Origin of the sequence: Streptomyces sp. Ag109_O5-10 (genome assembly GCF_900105755.1) — a bacterium.
Classification (GTDB): domain Bacteria; phylum Actinomycetota; class Actinomycetes; order Streptomycetales; family Streptomycetaceae; genus Streptomyces.
Map to the genome: position 1 here is coordinate 7,404,631 of NZ_FNTQ01000001.1, position 15,950 is coordinate 7,420,580.

Here is a 15,950-nt window from a genome sequence, read left to right on the forward strand (position 1 = left end):
GCACCGGCTAGAGGTACAGGCCCGCGTCCGTGCCCTCCCGCGCCCCCGGCACCGACGTCGGCGCCGTGCCCCGGCGCAGTGCGTACAGCTCCGCCAGGGTCGCCCCCTCCCGGGCCACGCCCTCCTCCGTACCGAGCCAGTTCACCGCCTCGCGGTGGGTCAGGGCGCCCACCTCGATCCGGGCCAGGCAGCGGCCGGGGCGGACCACCGCGGGGTGCAGCCGCTCCAGGTCCTCGTTGGTGGTGACGCCGACCAGGACGTTGCGGCCCTGTCCGAGCAGGCCGTCGGTGAGGTTGAGCAGACGGGACAGCGCCTGCCCGGCCGTGTGCTTGGCCTCGCCGCGGATCAGTTCGTCGCAGTCCTCGAGGAGCAGGAGCCGCCAGCGGCCCTTGCCGGCGCCGTCCTCCTCGCCGATCGCGATGTCCATCAGATAGCCGACGTCGGAGAAGAGCCGCTCCGGGTCGAGGACGCAGTCCACCTGGCACCAGTCCCGCCAGGACCGCGCGAGGGTGCGCAGCGCGGAGGTCTTGCCGGTGCCCGGCGGCCCGTGCAGCAGCAGGAGGCGGCCCGCGATGTCCTCCGGTGTCGTCTTCATCAGGCGGTCCATCGCGTCCGCGACCGGCGCCGTGTAGTTGGCGCGGACCTCGTCCCAGGTGCCCGCGGAGATCTGCCGGGTGGTGCGGTGCGGGCCGCGGCGCGGGGAGACGTACCAGAAGCCCATCGTCACGTTCTCCGGCTGCGGTTCCGGCTCGTCGGCCGCGCCGTCCGTCGCCTCGTCGAGCACCTTGGCGGCCAGTTCGGCGGTGGTGGCGGTGACGGTGACGTCGGCGCCCCGGTTCCAGCGGGAGACGAGCAGGGTCCAGCCCTCGCCCTCCGCGAGCGTCGCGCTGCGGTCGTCGTCGCGCGCCACCCGCAGCACCCGCGCCTCCTTCGGCAGCAGGGTCGCCCCGGACCGCACCCGGTCGATGTTGGCCGCGTGCGAGTACGGCTGCTCGCCCGTCGCGAAGCGGCCGAGGAACAGCGCGTCGACGACGTCGGACGGGGAGTCGGAGTCGTCGACGTTGAGCCGGATCGGCAGCGTCTCGTGCGGCTTGGCAGACATGCCGCCATGATCTGTCACCGGGGCCCGCGGCGCACCCGTTTTCCGAAGTGGGAGAGGAGTGTCGGATGCGCACCGAGCTTCCGGAGTATCCCGAAGAGGTCACGTGCCCGGCCCCCGAACGCCCGCCCCCCTGTTGTACGGCGGCCGATCCCCGATACCCGCCCCGGGGGCGGTTTCCGTCGTTAGAGTTGTCCTTGATGGGACGTCATGGGTGGAATTCGGGGGCTGGGCGATGGCGGCTCACCGCCCTGCTCGGGGTGGGTGTGGCCGCGCTCGCCCTGATCGTGACACTGGTCGGCACACTTCCCGGGGGCGGCGCCGACACCGCGGGCACGACCCGCGACGGCGACAAGGTGCACGGCACCCCCGCCACCGGGCCGGGCACCACCGGGCCGTCCGTGGGCTGGGGCTTCACGCACACCCAGTACAGCGCCGACCAGGGCAGTGCGACCGCCACCGAGCGGGTCGAGGACCGGCTCTCCCAGGACGCCGGGATGCCTCAGGACCAGGCGATCATGGGCTGGGGCGCCGACAACCCCGAGCCGGTGAAGGGGCGTTACGACTTCGGCGCGCTGGACCGGCGCGTCGACTTCATGCGCAGGTCGGGCGGCACCCCGGTGATCACCCTGTGCTGCTCCCCGGACTGGATGAAGGGCGGCAGGGCCGGGGTGGACAACACCGACTGGAGCCAGGCCGCCCTGGAGACCGCGCCCACCCCCGACCACTACCAGGACTACGCCGACCTCGCCGCGACCGTCGCCAGACGCTATCCCGACGTACGGCACTTCATCGTCTGGAACGAGTTCAAGGGCTTCTGGAACAACGCGAAGGGCCGCTGGGACTACGAGGGCTACACCGAGCTCTACAACCTCGTCTACAAGGCGTTGAAGGCCGTCGACAAGAACATCATGGTCGGCGGGCCCTACCTCGTCATGGACAGCTTCGACCCGCGTCAGACCGAGAACGCCTCGGCCACCCTCAAGGGTGACTGGGGCGTCATGGACCAGCGGGTCGTCGACGCCTTCGACTACTGGAACACCCACAAGACGGGCGCCGACTTCGTGGTCGTCGACGGGTCCAGCTACACCAACGACGACGACATGCTGCCGGACGAGTTCGCCGCCACCGAGAAGCTGACCTACGTCAGCCGGTGGGTGCGCGGGCGGACGCACGACCTGCCGCTGTGGTGGGCCGAGTACTACGTCGAGCCCGCCGACGGCCAGGACCGACGCGACGGCTGGACCGAGGACCACCGGGTCGCCGTCCAGGCCACCGGGATGATCGCCCTGGTCAGGGGTGGCGCCGACTCCGGCTTCTACTGGAACCCGGAGGACGGGAAGGGCGGCGACTGCGCCGGCTGCCTGTGGTCCACCACCGACAGCGGGGACGGCGGGCGGCCACTGCCCATGTACGACCTGCTGTCGCGGTTCGGAAAGGCGTTCCCCCCGGGGACGAAGTACGAGACGGTCTCCGTCGCCCGGGACGACGTGCCCAACGTGCGCGTCCTCGCCAGCGACCGCACGGTCCTGGTGGTCAACACCCTCGACCGGGCGATCAGCGCCCAGGTGGACGGCAGGCGGTTCGACATGAGGGCCTACGAGGTGAAGTGGCTCACCAGGTGAACCCGGTGAGCCACTTCGGCAGGGCTTCCTCCAGCTCGAGCGTCTACTTGAGCGTCATGAACCGCTGTGCCAACGAGGCCAGCAGCACCGCCAGCAGCGGCAGCGAGAACCAGAAGCTGCCCTGCAGCAACCGCAGTTGACGCACCCCGGGCCGGATCGCGACCCGGACCACCTCGCGCGCCGTCAGCAGCAGGATCAGCGCCACGGCGGCCAGACCGCCGATCACCGACCACGGCGTCCAGGTGATCCGCGGTCCGATCGGCCCCGGATCCGGCTTCGCCACCGCGCCCGCGGGCTGCTTCCGCAGCGCGTACATGGTCACGTCGTCGTTGACCAGGACCTTCGTCAGGTCCTGCCGGTCGTCCAGGTTCTGGATCAGCCGCCCCGCCCAGGTCGCCGAGTACCCGGCATCCATCCGGAGATAGACGACCTGACTCCTGTTGACCATCAGATACGAGTTCGGACCCGCGTCCCGCAACGCCTTGACCAGGCTCGACACCAGCACCGGATCGGTCGGGGCGAGCGTCGGCACATAGTCGACCCGCTCCATGTCCTTCGCGCCCCAGGGGATCGCCGGGGTCACGTCGTTGACGGTGTCGTTGCTCAGCCACAGCAGCCGTACCGTCGGCCTGTCGTGGGCGTACACGTAGTCCATGGCGGCGACCTCGCCGGGCCGGACCCGCTCGAAGGACTCGTTGCCCCAACGGGCCACCAGGAAACCGCCCATGAGCAGCAGCCCCGCCAGCAGCGCGGCCACCGGAGCCAGGCTGATCCCGTCCTTCTCGCGCTCCTTCGCCGTGGCCCCGGTGCGCGGGAACAGGGCCAGCCCGGCCAGCAGTGCCGCGCCCGGCACGGCGAACAGGAAGACGCGCAGCGCCATCTCGCCGCCGTACGACTGCATGCCGAAGCCCAGGAACGGGACGAAGGTCAGGACCAGCAGGGAACGCTCGCGGTACCGGTGGAAGCGGCGGCGCCACCAGCCCCAGACGGCGAACGCCATCATGCTCCCGGCCAGCAGCACCCGGACGTACAGGACCAGCTTGTGGGTCGAACTGCCGCCCTGGATACGGCCGGAGACCGAGGTGGAGACATTGCTGCCGACCCCGCCGACCCCGCCGAACAGCTCGTTGAAGTGCCCCGACCAGTACGGCTCGGCCATGAAACCCAGCCAGACGGCCGCGACCACCCCGAACAGGAGAGGCAGCCCCCGCGGTTCGGACCGGCCGATCAGCACCAGGACCGCCAGCACGCCCAGCATCACGAACGGGGTGAGCTGGTGCGCCGGCACCGTCGCCGCGTACAGGCCGATCAGCACCATGAGCAGCACGGCCTGCTGACGGCGGTTCGCCGGCTCGACCTCCGCCTCGCCCGGCCGGAACCTGGTCCAGACGACGTGCGGGGCACGGAACCAGACGAGCAGGATCGCCACGAACATCAGGTAGAGCAGGTACGTGAAGCCCTGCGGGGAGAAGTAGTCCTGGCCGACCCAGCCGCACAGCACGAAGATCCAGATGCCGGTCCACTTCGCCCGCCAGCTCGCCCGCAGCGACCGTACGAGCAGGAACATCGGCGCCAGGTAGGCGAGCTGGATGAACGTCGGCCACCAGCGGATGACCTCGGTGAAGTCCGTGACCCCGCACGCCCGGCCGATGAACGCGGCCGCCGCGAAGAAGCCCGGCCAGCTCCACCGGGCGTCCAGGTCGGGCACGGCCGAGCCGGTGCGGTCGATGTAGTCGATGAACCCGAGGTGCTGCCAGGCGGTCGGGAAGCGCGGCTCGGTCTCGATCACGGCGGGCAGCGCGTGCAGCGACACGACCGTCGCCAGCAGCGTGACCAGGAGCAGCGCCTTGTGCTCCCGGCGCAGCCACAGCAGCGCGGCGAACACCGTGACCAGCAGCGCCGCCCCGACCAGCGTCGGCAGCGGCAGCACCGAGACCAGCCCGAGCCCGCCCATCCGGTCCAGGTCGGCGTCGTCGAGCCGGGTCGCCGGCACCCAGTAGAGCAGCAAGGCGGCGGCCAGCAGACAGCCGAGGACGACGCCCGGGCGGGTGGGCGTCAGCCGCTCCCGCAGCGGGCGCGCCGGACCGGACTCCTCCGGAACCTCGGCCGGCCCGACCGGCTCCTCCGGTACGGCGTCCTTCCCGAACGGCGCGTCGACCGCCTCCCCGAGCAGTGAGGCCTCGGCGGGTCCCAGCGAGGACTCCGCGTGCGGCTCCCTCTCCTCCACCGGCAGCCCCAGGTTCCGCGGCGGCCGCAGTGCCCACGTCGGCCGGTCGCCCGTCCGGACAACGGGTTGACCCGTGGGCGGAGTTCCCGGCCCCGGCCGGACGTCCGGCCGCCGCTCCACATGGTCGAAGTCCACATGGATACCGAGGGCGAGGGTGTCGGTGTCCAGCGCCCAGGCCGGACCACGCCTGCGCGGGGCGGCGGCGGACGGCACCTCGCGCGCCCCCAGGTCGGCGAGGTCCCCGTCCGGCGCGGCGTCCGCCGGGACCTCGGCCGGGACGGCGCGCAGCGTCCACCACAGCCGGGGCGCCGCGATCGCCACGATCACCGCGAGGCTGGAGATCTCGGCCACGCCCGCGCCGGTCAGGCCCATCCGGGGCAGGAGCAGCAGGGTCAGGCCGAGGACCAGCACGCACAGCAGCCCCTGCAGCCAGGCCAGGCCCGCGGTACGGCTCTGCGCGCGCAGCACCGCGAAGTACGTCTCCATCACGACCCGGAGCAGCGCGCCGACCGCGAACCAGCGCAGCAGCGGGGTCGCCGCGTCCGCGTAGCCGGGCCCGAACACGCCGAGGATCCAGGGCGCCCCGAAGAACAGCAGCGCGCAGATGGGGAGCATGATCCGGGCCATCCGCTTCAGCGCGGCCCGCGCGTTGCCGGCCAGCCGGGCCGGGTCGTGCGAGCCCTCGACGGTCAGCGAGGCGCCCATGTTGATGGCGAGCAGGTTGGTGGTGCCGCCGATGGTGGTGGTGATGTAGAAGTACGCGTTGTCCTCGGAGCTGACCTGCGAGGCGATGATGACCGGCACCAGGTAGACCACGGCCAGGGAGAACAGCGAGCCGGTGTAGTCGCCGGCCAGGAACCTGCCGATCTCCCTGAGCGTGGGCGGCTTCGCGTGGTCGGCGGTCGCCTCGACGTGCCGGGGCACCAGGCGCCGGAACACCAGCCAGCCCAGCGGCACGAACGAGGTGGCGATCGCGGCGACCCAGGAGACGAAGACACCGGCCACCGGGACCGCCGCCGCGAACGCGACGAGCAGCGCCAGCTTGACGGCCGAGAACACGGTGTTGCCGACCGGCACCCAGGGCGCGTTGCGCAGCCCGGTCAGCACCCCGTCCTGCAGCGTGAGCAGGTTCCAGGCGATCACCGCCACGACGAACCCGAGCCCGGGCAGCGGCCCGTGCAGGAAGCGGTACGACGGCCCCCAGACGCCGAGTGTCATCAGGAAGACGCCGGCCGCCACCGCCACGATCAGCGAACTGCCCGCGTAGGTGCGGAAGATGAGTCTGCCGGTCTGGCGTCCGGCGACCGGGATGAAGCGGGCCAGGGCGCCGGTCAGGGTCACCGCGGTGAGGCCCGCGAGGAGTTTCATGGCGGCGATGGCGGCGGAGCCCTGGCCGACGGCCGACTCGGAGTAGTAGCGGGCCGCGGCCAGCCAGAACCCCAGGCCCAGGACGGCCGAGATGCCGGTGTTCAGCATCAGCGCGTAGGCGTTCCGGAAGAGCGGACTGCCCCCGGGCGAGCCGCCCCGTCCGGGCAGGCGAAGGCGGCGCCCCGACTGCTCGGGCGCCGCTGTGTCGGGTGTGTTGGCCTCTGTTGTGGTGGTCGTGTCAGACACGGGAACGGATGGCCTTCCGGCGGACCTGGCGTGCTCTGCGGAGAACGGCGTACCCCTTGGTGAGGGCACGGTCCCTGGCGAAGTTGCGGGCGATCGACCGGCCTTCGAGCAGCCGTACGAACTCCGCGGCGTCCGTACTGCGGCGCACGGTGACGCGCTGCAGCGCGAACGGACCCTGACGGCGGCGGGCGAGACCGTTGCCGACGGCGAGCGCCTGGGCGTACCCGGCCGCCCGCACGGCCTGCCGGACCCTGCGGCTGGAGTAGCCGTACGGGTAGGCGAACGAGGCCGGAGGCGCGCCGAGTTCGTCCGTGACGATCTCCCGGCTGCGCACCAGCTCGGTGCGCAGCCGCTCGTCGTCCAGCTGGTCGAGCTGCGGGTGGGTGTGACTGTGGCCGCCGATCTCGCAGCCGGCGCCCGCGAGTGCGCGTACCTGGTCCCAGTCGAGCATGGCGTCCAGGCCGCCTCCGGTGTCGTGCGCGCCCCTGATCCAGCCCGTCGAGACGAACAGCGTGGACACGAAGCCGTACTTGGCGAGCACGGGCAGGGCGTGCCGGTGGACGCCCTCGTAGCCGTCGTCGAAGGTGATGAGGACGGGACGGTCGGGGAGCGGGCCACCGTCGCGCCAGCCCGCCGCCAGATCCGCCGTGTCGATGGGCGTGAGGCCCAGGTCGCCGACGAGCGCCATCTGCTCGGCGAACGCCTCCGGCGCCACCGACAGCGCGCGGGTGGCGTCGTTGGGCGAGGTCGCGACCGAGTGGTACATGAGGATGGGGACCGGGGTCTCAGCCATGGGAGCCCTCCTCGATCCGGGCGACGGCGAAGGTCGCGCCGCTCCGCCGGGCCCGCACGCTCCCCACCAGGTAGCCGCCCGCCGCCGTCAGCACCCCGGCGACGATCGCACCCGCCCGGCCCGCGCCGCCCGGCCGGGCCAGCAGTGCGTCCCGCAGGCCACGAGCGACCCCCGCGGGCAGCACACGCGTGGTGTAACGGCGTTCGGACTCCAGGCCCTTGCCGGCGCCCACACTGCGGGCGACCAGGGCCTTGGAGAGGCCCTCGGCGTAGGCGCGGGTGCGGAAGTACCCGAAGTGCTCGCGGACCTCCGGGACCCGGTGGTGGATCACCGCACGGTCGTCGATGAGCAGCACGGCGTCCGGGCGGGCCCGGGTGAGCCGGATGCACAGCTCGGTCTCCTCGCAGCCCAGCGGGCGCTTGTCGCCGTCGCGGCCGATGCCGGTGGCGAAGCCGCCCGCCGCGTCGAAGGCCGTGCGCCGGAAAGAAGCGTTTCCGCCGAGGACGTTCCGGACTCGGACGCGGCCCGCCGGCAGCCCCCGGTAGGTGCAGCCGACCACCCAGTCGAACTCCTCCGGGAACCAGTCGGGCCGGCGGCCCGAGGCCCAGACGGGCAGGGTCCGGCCGCCGACCGCCATCACCTTCGGGTCGGCGTACCCCTCGGCGAATCGGCGCAGCCAGTCCCGCTCGGCCACGGCGTCGTCGTCGAGGAAGGCGATGACCTCGCCGTAGGAGGCGGCGATGCCCGTGTTGCGGCCCGCGGACAGACCGCGGGGGCCCGCGTTGGCGAGCACCCGCACTCCGGTGACCTCTTCGTACTCCTTCGTGAGCCGTTCCAGGAGCGCCGGGTTGTGGTCGACGACCAGCAGGGTCTCCAGCGCCGGACACGACTGGGCGCGCACCGAGGAGACCGCCGCGAGGATGTCCTCCCAGCGGTCCTCGGTGTACACGCAGATCACGACGGAGATGTCGGGATCGCTCAAGACGACTCTCCCCGGCCCGTGGTGAGCATCGGGGAGTGCCGTACCTGCCGGCGCCGGTCACGCCGGTTGGAGCGCTCCTTCAGGATCACCTTGAGCACGCGCAGCCCGTCGCGGACGGCACGCAGGTTGCTGGTGCCGTGGATGCGGAGGTACTCGTAGCTCGGGATCTCCTGCACCTTCAGACCCGCCTTGACCACGCGGATGTTGATGAGGGTCTCGATCTCGAAGCCGGTGCAGTCGAGGTCGATCTTGTCGAGGCAGTGCCGCCAGAAGGCGTTGTACCCGTAGCAGAGGTCCGTGTAGCGGGCGCCGAACTTGCGGTTGACGACCGTGCACAGGGCCCAGTTGCCGAGCTTGCGGATGAAGGTCATGTCGTCCGTGCCGCCGCCGTTGGCGAAGCGCGAGCCCTTGGCGAAGTCGGCGCCCGAGACCAGGGCGGAGACGTACGACACGATCTCGTGGCCGTCGGCCGAGCCGTCCGCGTCCACCATGACGATGATGTCGCCGGTGCACGCCTCGAACCCGGTGATCAGGGCATCTCCCTTGCCCTTGCCACGCTGTTCGACGACTTTCACGTCGGGCCACAACTCTCGCGCCACTTCCACGGTGTTGTCGGTGGAATTACCGTCCACCAGGACCACTTCGTGTATCCAGGCGGGAAGCGTCTTGAAGACGTAGGGGAGATTCTCCGCCTCATTCATCGCGGGAATCACCACACTCACCGGCGGTGTGATCGCCAGGTGGGAGGAGATCGGCCGGTATTCGGTGGCCATGAACGGATCTTGGCCCGAAGTCGGCTGACGTAGAACAGAACTCACGAGTCTTGTCCCTCTCGTCCGGTGGACCGCCCGCCCCATGGGCGGCCCGCATTGGTGTCCGGTTCGAAAGGGGGGTTCTCTCACCCATGGCACGGAAAAAGAATCTCCGTACCCGCAGGTGAGCTGGCAAAGCTGCCCGGTCTGCCGCGGAACGGCAGTCGGTCGCGCGGCACGACTCGGAAACGACAGTGGTCACCCGAGAAACGAAAGTGGTCATTGCGGTCACCGAGCACGGCACCCCCCTACCGCGCCCCGCCCCGGAACATCGCGGTCCTTGAGCCCTCCCCTGGAGCCGCTAGATGACGATCCGATGCGGGTGAGATGTACGACGGTATTGACGATTGAACCAGTATGGCAAGTCCAGGAACTGGTCCTCACGTTTTTATTGGTTTGGCCGTTACGAAATTTTGGCCGATCCTGCTCTTCAACCCGAACGGATTTTCCCGGTTCGCCGGGGCATCCGTTCGAGAATGCGTTCCACCGGTCGCAGGAGTACCAGCAGAAGCAGCAGAAGGCTGATCGCGGCCACGGCGACGATGCCGCCGCGCCAGGACCAGTGGTGAGTCGCGAGCATGCCCTGGGCGACCAGCATGTCCAGGGCGACGGCACCCGCCAGCGCGGTGAGCGCGCGGGCCGGCGGATCGAGCCCGCGCAGTGCCGCACCGATCGCCGCGGCCGGCGCGGCGAGCAGGAAGAACAGTGCCAGGGGCCCGCGCAGCGACGAGCCCGAGTCGGTGAGCGCCAGCAGCGCACCCGTCCCGGCGACCGCCGTCGTGGTCCCCGCGAGCAGGGGACCCAGGTCCCTCCCCGGTCCTGGCCGTGCCTGTTCGTCCGCTGTTGATGATGTCTTCAGACGTATGGTCTGCATGACCGACTTTGCCCCCCAAGGCGTCGGATGCCGGGCTTCAATGTCGCGCAGCCGAACGGAGGGCGTCAAGCAGGTCTCCGGACATGACCGTTCCCCAGAGGCACCTGATGCCTCCGGGGAACAAGTCGCCCGATTCCGGCGCGTTCTGATGATCGATTACGACACGGGCGTCAGGGGCGCGTTTCTCCCGAAGGGCCGTCAGGTCGAACTCCTGCACAGTTTTGGCATGGACACTTCCCGTCAACACGCGTAGTTGCTACGACAGTTGTGGCGGAGATCCTGCTAAAGGGAGGTTCCATGAGACGTTCCCGACTTACGGCATACGTGACTTCACTCCTCCTCGCCACCGGCCTCGCCCTCACCGGGGCGGCCGCGTCGCAAGCGCAGGCCGCGACCGGGGGCTACGTGGCACTCGGCGACTCGTACGCGTCCGGCGTCGGCGCCGGCAGCTACATCAGCTCGAGTGGCGGCTGCGACCGCAGCACCAACGCCTACCCCTACCTGTGGAACGCGGCCCACAGCCCGTCCTCGTTCTCGTTCCTCGCCTGCTCGGGCGCCACCACCGACGACGTGCTCTCCGGCCAGCTCGGCACGCTCAGCTCCTCGACCGCGCTGGTCTCCGTCACCATCGGCGGCAACGACGCGGGCTTCACCGACGTCATGACGACATGTGTGCTCAGCTCCGACAGCACCTGCCTGTCCCGCATCAGCACCGCCGAGGCGTACGTCGACTCCACACTCCCCGGCAAGCTCGACACCGTGTACGACGCGATCAGCGCCAAGGCCCCCAACGCCAAGGTCGTCGTCCTCGGCTACCCCCGCTTCTACCTGCTGGGTACGACCTGCCTCGGCCTCTCCTCGACCAAGCGCACCGCCATCAACAACGCCGCCGACTACATCGACACCGCGATCGCCAAGCGCGCGGCCGACCACGGGTTCACCTTCGGCGACGTCCGCAGCGCGTTCTCCAGCCACGAGATCTGCTCCGGCAGCTCCTGGCTGCACAGCGTCAACTGGCTGAACATCACCGAGTCGTACCACCCCACCGCGTCCGGCCAGTCCGGCGGCTACCTGCCGGTCCTGACCAGCAACGCGTCCTGAGCGCCAGGCCCTGAGCCCTAGGAACCAGAGGGCGAGGGCGACGCGGAGGCCCCGCCGGTCGGGGTCTCCGTCGTCTTGGTGCAGGTGACCGAGAACGGCACCGAGTCGGACGTCGTCTCCACCGGACTGCGCACCTCGACGGCGATCGCGTCGCTCAGCGTCCCGCTGTCGGACCAGGTCGTCACGGTCACCTGCGTCTGCCGGGTCTTCCCGCCGCCGTCCGGGAAGGACAGCGTCTTCCAGCCGTGGTCGTCGAGCTTCCCGTTCTTCAGCACCCACCGGTACTGCACGTCCTCGGGCACGTTCCCCACCGTGAACGTCGCCGTGAACGTGGGCGCCTGCGCCGTCGACGGTGGACAGGTCCCCGAGTAGTCCGTACGGGACCCGGCCACATTGACCTTCACGCTCTGCCGGGGCGCGCTGCTGCTCGCGGACGCCGACGGGGACCTGGACGCGGCGCTGCTGCTCCGGCTGGGCGCCGGGGAGCTCAGGTTGCCGGCCGACTGGCTCGCCCCGGCGTTGTCGCCGCCGCCGTCGCCGTTGTCGCGGTTGAGCAGGGCGTACGTCAGTCCGCCGAGCGCGAGGAGCACCAGCACCAGGCCGATGAGCAGCACGGTGCCGGCCCTGCGGTTGCCGTCGTCGTGGCCGGCGGCGGGCGGCCGGGTGTCGGCGGGGGTGGGCATCGGGGGTGTGGGGGAGAACGGCGGGGTCCGCTGGGCGACCAGGGTCGGGGCCTCGTACGGCGCCGGGACCGGGACGGTGGTGGCCGTGTGCGGCGTGCCCCCCGCCGCGACCAACCGCAGGTCCCGCTCGGCCTGTTCGGGGGAGATCCGTGCTGCCGGGTCCTTGCGGAGCAGCCCCTCGATGACGGGGGTGAGCGGTCCGGCCCGGTACGGCGGCGGCAACTCCTCGTCGACCACGGCCCGCAGCGTACTCAGCGGGGTGTCCTGCCGGAAGGGCGAGGCGCCTTCGACCGCCGCGTACAGCAGGACGCCCAGCGACCACAGGTCGGACTCGGGGCCGAACGCCCGCCCCAGCGCCCGCTCCGGGGCGAGGAACTCCGGTGAGCCGATCACCTCGCCGGTCATGGTCAGCGCCGAGCTGCCCTCCACGGTGGCGATCCCGAAGTCGGTGAGCACCACCCGGCCGTCGTTCGACAGCAGCACGTTGCCGGGCTTGACGTCCCGGTGCAGCACCCCGGCGGCGTGCGCGGCCCGCAGCGCGGACAGCACCTCGGCGCCGACGCCGGCCGCCCGCTGCGGGGACATCGGCCCCTCCGCCTCCAGCACGTCGGCGAGGGACACGCCAGGGATCAGCTCCATGACGATCCAGGGCCGTCCGCCCTCCATCGCCACGTCGTACACCGTCACCACGTTGCGGTTCGCGATCCGGGCCGCGGCCCAGGCCTCACGCTCCAGCCGGGCGTACATCCGCTCGACGTCCGAGCCGGGCAGCCCCGCGGGCGCCCGCACCTCCTTGACGGCGACGTCGCGGCCCAGCACCTCGTCACGGGCCCGCCACACGGCGCCCATGCCGCCCTCGCCCAGCGGGGAGAGCAGTCGGTAGCGGCCCGCGATCACTCGCTCACGGCCCGGCTCTTCGGTCACGGGTGCCCCCCACGGCAGCTCGCGCGAATGCATCACAAACGTAACTCAGAGGAGTGCGGATGCGGCCCCCTTGAGCACCAGTCCGGCGCCCAGGGCCACGACCACGAGTGCCGAGACGAGCGGAATGGTCCTGTGGACCAGCACCGCCGTCGGGTGGGTGGTCCAGCGAGGGCGTTTGTCCATCACCCGAGTCATTCCCGTACCCAGCCTGACGACGGCGAACCCGGCGGCGGTCAGTGTCAGCGCGAGACCGACCCCGTAGGCGACGACCAGAAGCAGGCCGAACCAGGCCTGGCCGAGGGCGGCGGCGCCGACGAGCACGACCACGGCGGAGGGGCTGGGGACGAGCCCGCCGGCGAAGCCGAGGAGGAGGGTGCCGCGGAGGGTGGGGGCCGTGGGGTGGGTGTGGGTGAACCCGCCGTGACTATGCGGCACGCTGGTGTGGCCGTGCTCGGGGGCCGCGCCCCCGGACCCCCCTTCGGCCTGAACGGCCTCGTCCGCAAACGCCGGACGGGCTGAAGTGTGGGGCTGAGCGCCGTGGTCGTGCCCGTGAGGGTGGTCGTGGCCATGAGCATGGTCGTGGTCATGAGGGTGGTGGTGGCCGTGGTCGTGCGCCCCCACGAGGGCCAGTTCCCGCTTCTCGGGCGAGTCGTGCTCGTGGTCGTGATGGTGGTGGTCGTGATGGTGGTGGTGGCCGTGGGCATGCGCCTGCTCGTGGGCCCTGTTCCGCCAGGCCCTGCGGGTCAGGTTGGCGCCCGCGGCCAGGACCATGAGGCCGCTCGCGATGCCAAGCCAGGCGATCACCGACGGGGTGGCCGCCGAGCCCGCCGTCACCAGGACGCCGAGGGCGACCACGCCCAGCGTGTGGGTGACCGTGACCGACGCGGCGAGCGGGAGGACGTCGCGGAGGCGGGCGCGGCCGCCGCGGGCCGCCGCGGTCGCCGCCATCAGGGTCTTGCCGTGGCCCGGTGCGAGGGCGTGCATCGCGCCGAGGCCGATCGAGATGAAGAGCGCCAGCACCGCGAAGCCGACGGTGAGGTGGTTGCGGGCGACCAGGTCGGTCAGGGCCTGGGTCCAGCGGTCGATGCCCCGGGGGAGGATCTCCGCGCCCGGGGTGTCCTGCCGTTCCCGGCCGAGGGCCGGGCCGCCCGGCCGTACGTGGACGGCGGCGGTGGTGGTGTCGGCGGGGGAGGAGAGGAGGTCCTTGGGGTAGCTGGTGAGTTCGCGGGAGACCGACGTCTTCGGCACGTCCGACTTCGTCAGCGTCATCCGGTCGCCGCGCGCCGTGATCTCCCGCCAGCCCGGCCCGGTGTCGGCGCCCGCGCTGTGGAAGGTGAGGGTGGCGGTGGCGCCCTTGGGGAGGGGCGCGGTGAAGCGGCACTCCACGCGGAGCGTGTTCAGGCCCGCCTGGCCGGGGCGGAGTTCGGCGTGGCTGGTGCGCACGGTCAGCGCGGTGGTACGGCCGTCCACGGTGAGCCTGCTGCCGTCGGCCGCGGAAGTACAGCGCTGCTCGGCCCACCTGGCGGTGCCCAGCCGCTTCAGGTCGGGCTTGGCCTGGGTCGCCGGGATCTCGGCGAGGTCCTCGACGTGGTCCACGCGGAGCTGCCCGGGGGCGGCGACGAGACCGTCGTACTTGTTGACGGTGAAGTTGCCGAGCGGGTGCGCGCTCGCGCCCGTGGCGGACAACAGGGTCGCGGTGCAGGCCAGGGTGAAGACGGCGGCGATCCGGCGGAGGTTCACTTCGTGGCCTCCAGCGCCTTGCGGGCCGCACGGGCACCCAGCGGGGAGAAGCCCGGGTTGAGCTCGAGGGCCTTGGAGAGGGCGGCCCGGCCGGCCGCCTTCGCGCCGTTGGCCAGCTCGATCACGCCGAGATGGTAGACGAAGGATGCGTTGTGGTAGCCGGTGGCGGTGGCCTGCCGGGCGTACGGCAGCGCTTCCCTCTGCTTTCCGTTGACGTACAGGGCCCAGGCCAGCGCGTCCGCCGTGTGCACGGTGTGGCGGCGGGCCCATTCGGCGCGGGCGGCCTTCAGCGCCTCGGCCCTGTTGCCGTGGTCGGCGGCGGCGAGGGCGGTGTCCAGGTCGGCGTTGACGCCGTTGGCGCGGGCCAGCGCGACCCAGGCCTCGACGAGCGCGTACTGGTCCGCGGCCCTCGCCTTGTCACCCCTGGCGTCGCGGTCCTCGTACAACTCGCCGAGTTCGACGAGCTGCTGGGGGAGCGGATAGCGGGAGACAACCAGCTCCATGCCCTTGATCGCGTCGGCCCGGTCGCCGAGTGCCGCCTGGACACGCGCCCGGCCCTCCAACGCCGGGATGTAGGTGTCGTCGGCCGTCAGAGCGCGGGCGTAGTAGCTCTCCGCGGTCTTGTAGTCGCCCTGGTTCCAGGCGAGCAGACCGAGCTGGGCGGCCACGTAGGAGATGTCGCCCTTCGACGTCGCCGTGGACAAGGCCTGCTCCAGCACCCGCTGGGCGCCCTTGACGTCACCGCGCAGTTCGCGCACGTACGCGTAACGGGTGAACACCGGCACTCCCGGCTTGCGTTGGTCGGCGAGGTCGGCCGCCGTGCCGGCCTCGTCGTAGCGGCCCAGTTCGACCAGGGCGTCGATGCGGGAGGCCAGGGCGTTCGCGCTGTACGGGTTCTGCTTCAGGGCCTGGTCCGCGTAGCCGAGTGCCTGCGCGAACTCGTGCCGGGCGGCGGCCAGCGCGGCCTCGCCGGCCAGCGCCTGGTCGTTGTCCGGGGTGATCCGGAGCGCCTGCTTGAGGGACTTCTCGGCCTGCGGATAGCGGGACGGATCGCCCTTGGTGCGGGCCTGCTCGACATAGGCGAGGCCGAGGGTGGCCCAGCCGTCGGAGTCCTTCGGCTGGGTGCGGAGATGAGCCTGGAGGGAGGCGATCGTCGAGTCGAGGTCCCCACTCGCCAGCAGCGCCGGGTCCACCGCGCTCGACGTGGCCACCGGAGCCGTCCCGCCGTCCCGCGAGGACCCGAAGGCGATCGCCCCGCCGGTCAGCGCGATCGCCATCAGCAGCGCGGAACCCGCGAGTTGGGCCCGCCGCCAGTTCCGCCCCGCGGCGGCGAACCGGCGCAGGGCGGTGACACGCTCGTCGTCCTTCGTCTCGGCGGGCTGCTTGTCGTTCGTACCCGGGGCCATGCCCTCTCCTAGTGACTGACTGTTCGCGCGGGGCGGCGCGGCCCGCGCCGTGGGGGATTGAGTGGGTGCG

General features: G+C 71.5%; 11 protein-coding genes. 2 read left to right on the top strand and 9 right to left on the bottom strand.

The features are described 5' to 3' along the window. Window positions 1-7: 7 nt before the first annotated feature. The gene (locus BLW82_RS33785) at window positions 8-1,102 is read right to left on the bottom strand and encodes a DUF5925 domain-containing protein (protein ID WP_093504909.1); all 1,095 of its coding nucleotides are present in this window, start codon (window positions 1,100-1,102) and stop codon (window positions 8-10) included. 197 nt (window positions 1,103-1,299) lie between these two features. Between BLW82_RS33785 and BLW82_RS33790 the strand changes: the two genes are divergently transcribed. Next, window positions 1,300-2,724: a GH39 family glycosyl hydrolase gene (locus BLW82_RS33790; protein WP_093504911.1), complete on the top strand. Its 1,425-nt coding sequence runs from the start codon at window positions 1,300-1,302 to the stop codon at window positions 2,722-2,724. A 43-nt stretch (window positions 2,725-2,767) separates the two neighbouring features. Here the strand turns inward: BLW82_RS33790 and BLW82_RS33795 are convergent, their stop codons facing one another. The 5 genes from BLW82_RS33795 to BLW82_RS33815 form a co-directional block, all read right to left on the bottom strand. Further along, on the bottom strand, window positions 2,768-6,565 hold the full coding sequence (locus tag BLW82_RS33795; RefSeq protein WP_093504913.1) for a hypothetical protein: 3,798 nt from the start codon (window positions 6,563-6,565) through the stop codon (window positions 2,768-2,770). Then, a complete protein-coding gene (locus tag BLW82_RS33800; protein WP_093504915.1) occupies window positions 6,558-7,358 on the bottom strand; it encodes a polysaccharide deacetylase family protein in 801 nt (266 codons plus the stop codon). The genes BLW82_RS33795 and BLW82_RS33800 overlap by 8 nt, the downstream gene beginning before the upstream one ends. Beyond that, window positions 7,351-8,340 (bottom strand): glycosyltransferase family 2 protein, encoded by a 990-nt coding sequence (locus tag BLW82_RS33805; protein WP_093504917.1) that lies wholly within the window; start codon window positions 8,338-8,340, stop codon window positions 7,351-7,353. The genes BLW82_RS33800 and BLW82_RS33805 overlap by 8 nt, the downstream gene beginning before the upstream one ends. Then, a complete protein-coding gene (locus BLW82_RS33810; protein WP_371131438.1) occupies window positions 8,337-9,158 on the bottom strand; it encodes a glycosyltransferase family 2 protein in 822 nt (273 codons plus the stop codon). The genes BLW82_RS33805 and BLW82_RS33810 overlap by 4 nt, the downstream gene beginning before the upstream one ends. Window positions 9,159-9,582: 424 nt before the next feature. Then, window positions 9,583-10,026 (bottom strand): hypothetical protein, encoded by a 444-nt coding sequence (locus BLW82_RS33815; protein ID WP_256216034.1) that lies wholly within the window; start codon window positions 10,024-10,026, stop codon window positions 9,583-9,585. 297 nt (window positions 10,027-10,323) lie between these two features. Between BLW82_RS33815 and BLW82_RS33820 the strand changes: the two genes are divergently transcribed. Beyond that, on the top strand, window positions 10,324-11,127 hold the full coding sequence (locus BLW82_RS33820; protein WP_093504921.1) for an SGNH/GDSL hydrolase family protein: 804 nt from the start codon (window positions 10,324-10,326) through the stop codon (window positions 11,125-11,127). A gap of 17 nt (window positions 11,128-11,144) precedes the next feature. Here the strand turns inward: BLW82_RS33820 and BLW82_RS33825 are convergent, their stop codons facing one another. The 3 genes from BLW82_RS33825 to BLW82_RS45775 are packed head-to-tail and all read right to left on the bottom strand — an operon-like array spanning window position 11,145 to window position 15,880. Beyond that, window positions 11,145-12,734: a serine/threonine-protein kinase gene (locus BLW82_RS33825; protein WP_093504923.1), complete on the bottom strand. Its 1,590-nt coding sequence runs from the start codon at window positions 12,732-12,734 to the stop codon at window positions 11,145-11,147. A gap of 45 nt (window positions 12,735-12,779) precedes the next feature. Further along, a complete protein-coding gene (locus BLW82_RS33830; RefSeq protein WP_093504925.1) occupies window positions 12,780-14,474 on the bottom strand; it encodes an urease accessory protein UreH domain-containing protein in 1,695 nt (564 codons plus the stop codon). Then, entirely contained in the window at window positions 14,471-15,880 is a 1,410-nt protein-coding gene (locus BLW82_RS45775; protein WP_256216035.1) for a tetratricopeptide repeat protein, read from the bottom strand. The genes BLW82_RS33830 and BLW82_RS45775 overlap by 4 nt, the downstream gene beginning before the upstream one ends. Between the last annotated feature and the right edge of the window lie 70 nt (window positions 15,881-15,950).

Coding starts and splice junctions, on each gene's coding strand:
- BLW82_RS33785 (WP_093504909.1), bottom strand. CDS start 1,102: ATGTCTGCCAAGCCGCACGAGACGCTGCCGATCCGGCTCAACGTCGAC.
- BLW82_RS33790 (WP_093504911.1), top strand. CDS start 1,300: ATGGGACGTCATGGGTGGAATTCGGGGGCTGGGCGATGGCGGCTCACC.
- BLW82_RS33800 (WP_093504915.1), bottom strand. CDS start 7,358: ATGGCTGAGACCCCGGTCCCCATCCTCATGTACCACTCGGTCGCGACC.
- BLW82_RS33815 (WP_256216034.1), bottom strand. CDS start 10,026: ATGCAGACCATACGTCTGAAGACATCATCAACAGCGGACGAACAGGCA.
- BLW82_RS33820 (WP_093504921.1), top strand. CDS start 10,324: ATGAGACGTTCCCGACTTACGGCATACGTGACTTCACTCCTCCTCGCC.
- BLW82_RS45775 (WP_256216035.1), bottom strand. CDS start 15,880: ATGGCCCCGGGTACGAACGACAAGCAGCCCGCCGAGACGAAGGACGAC.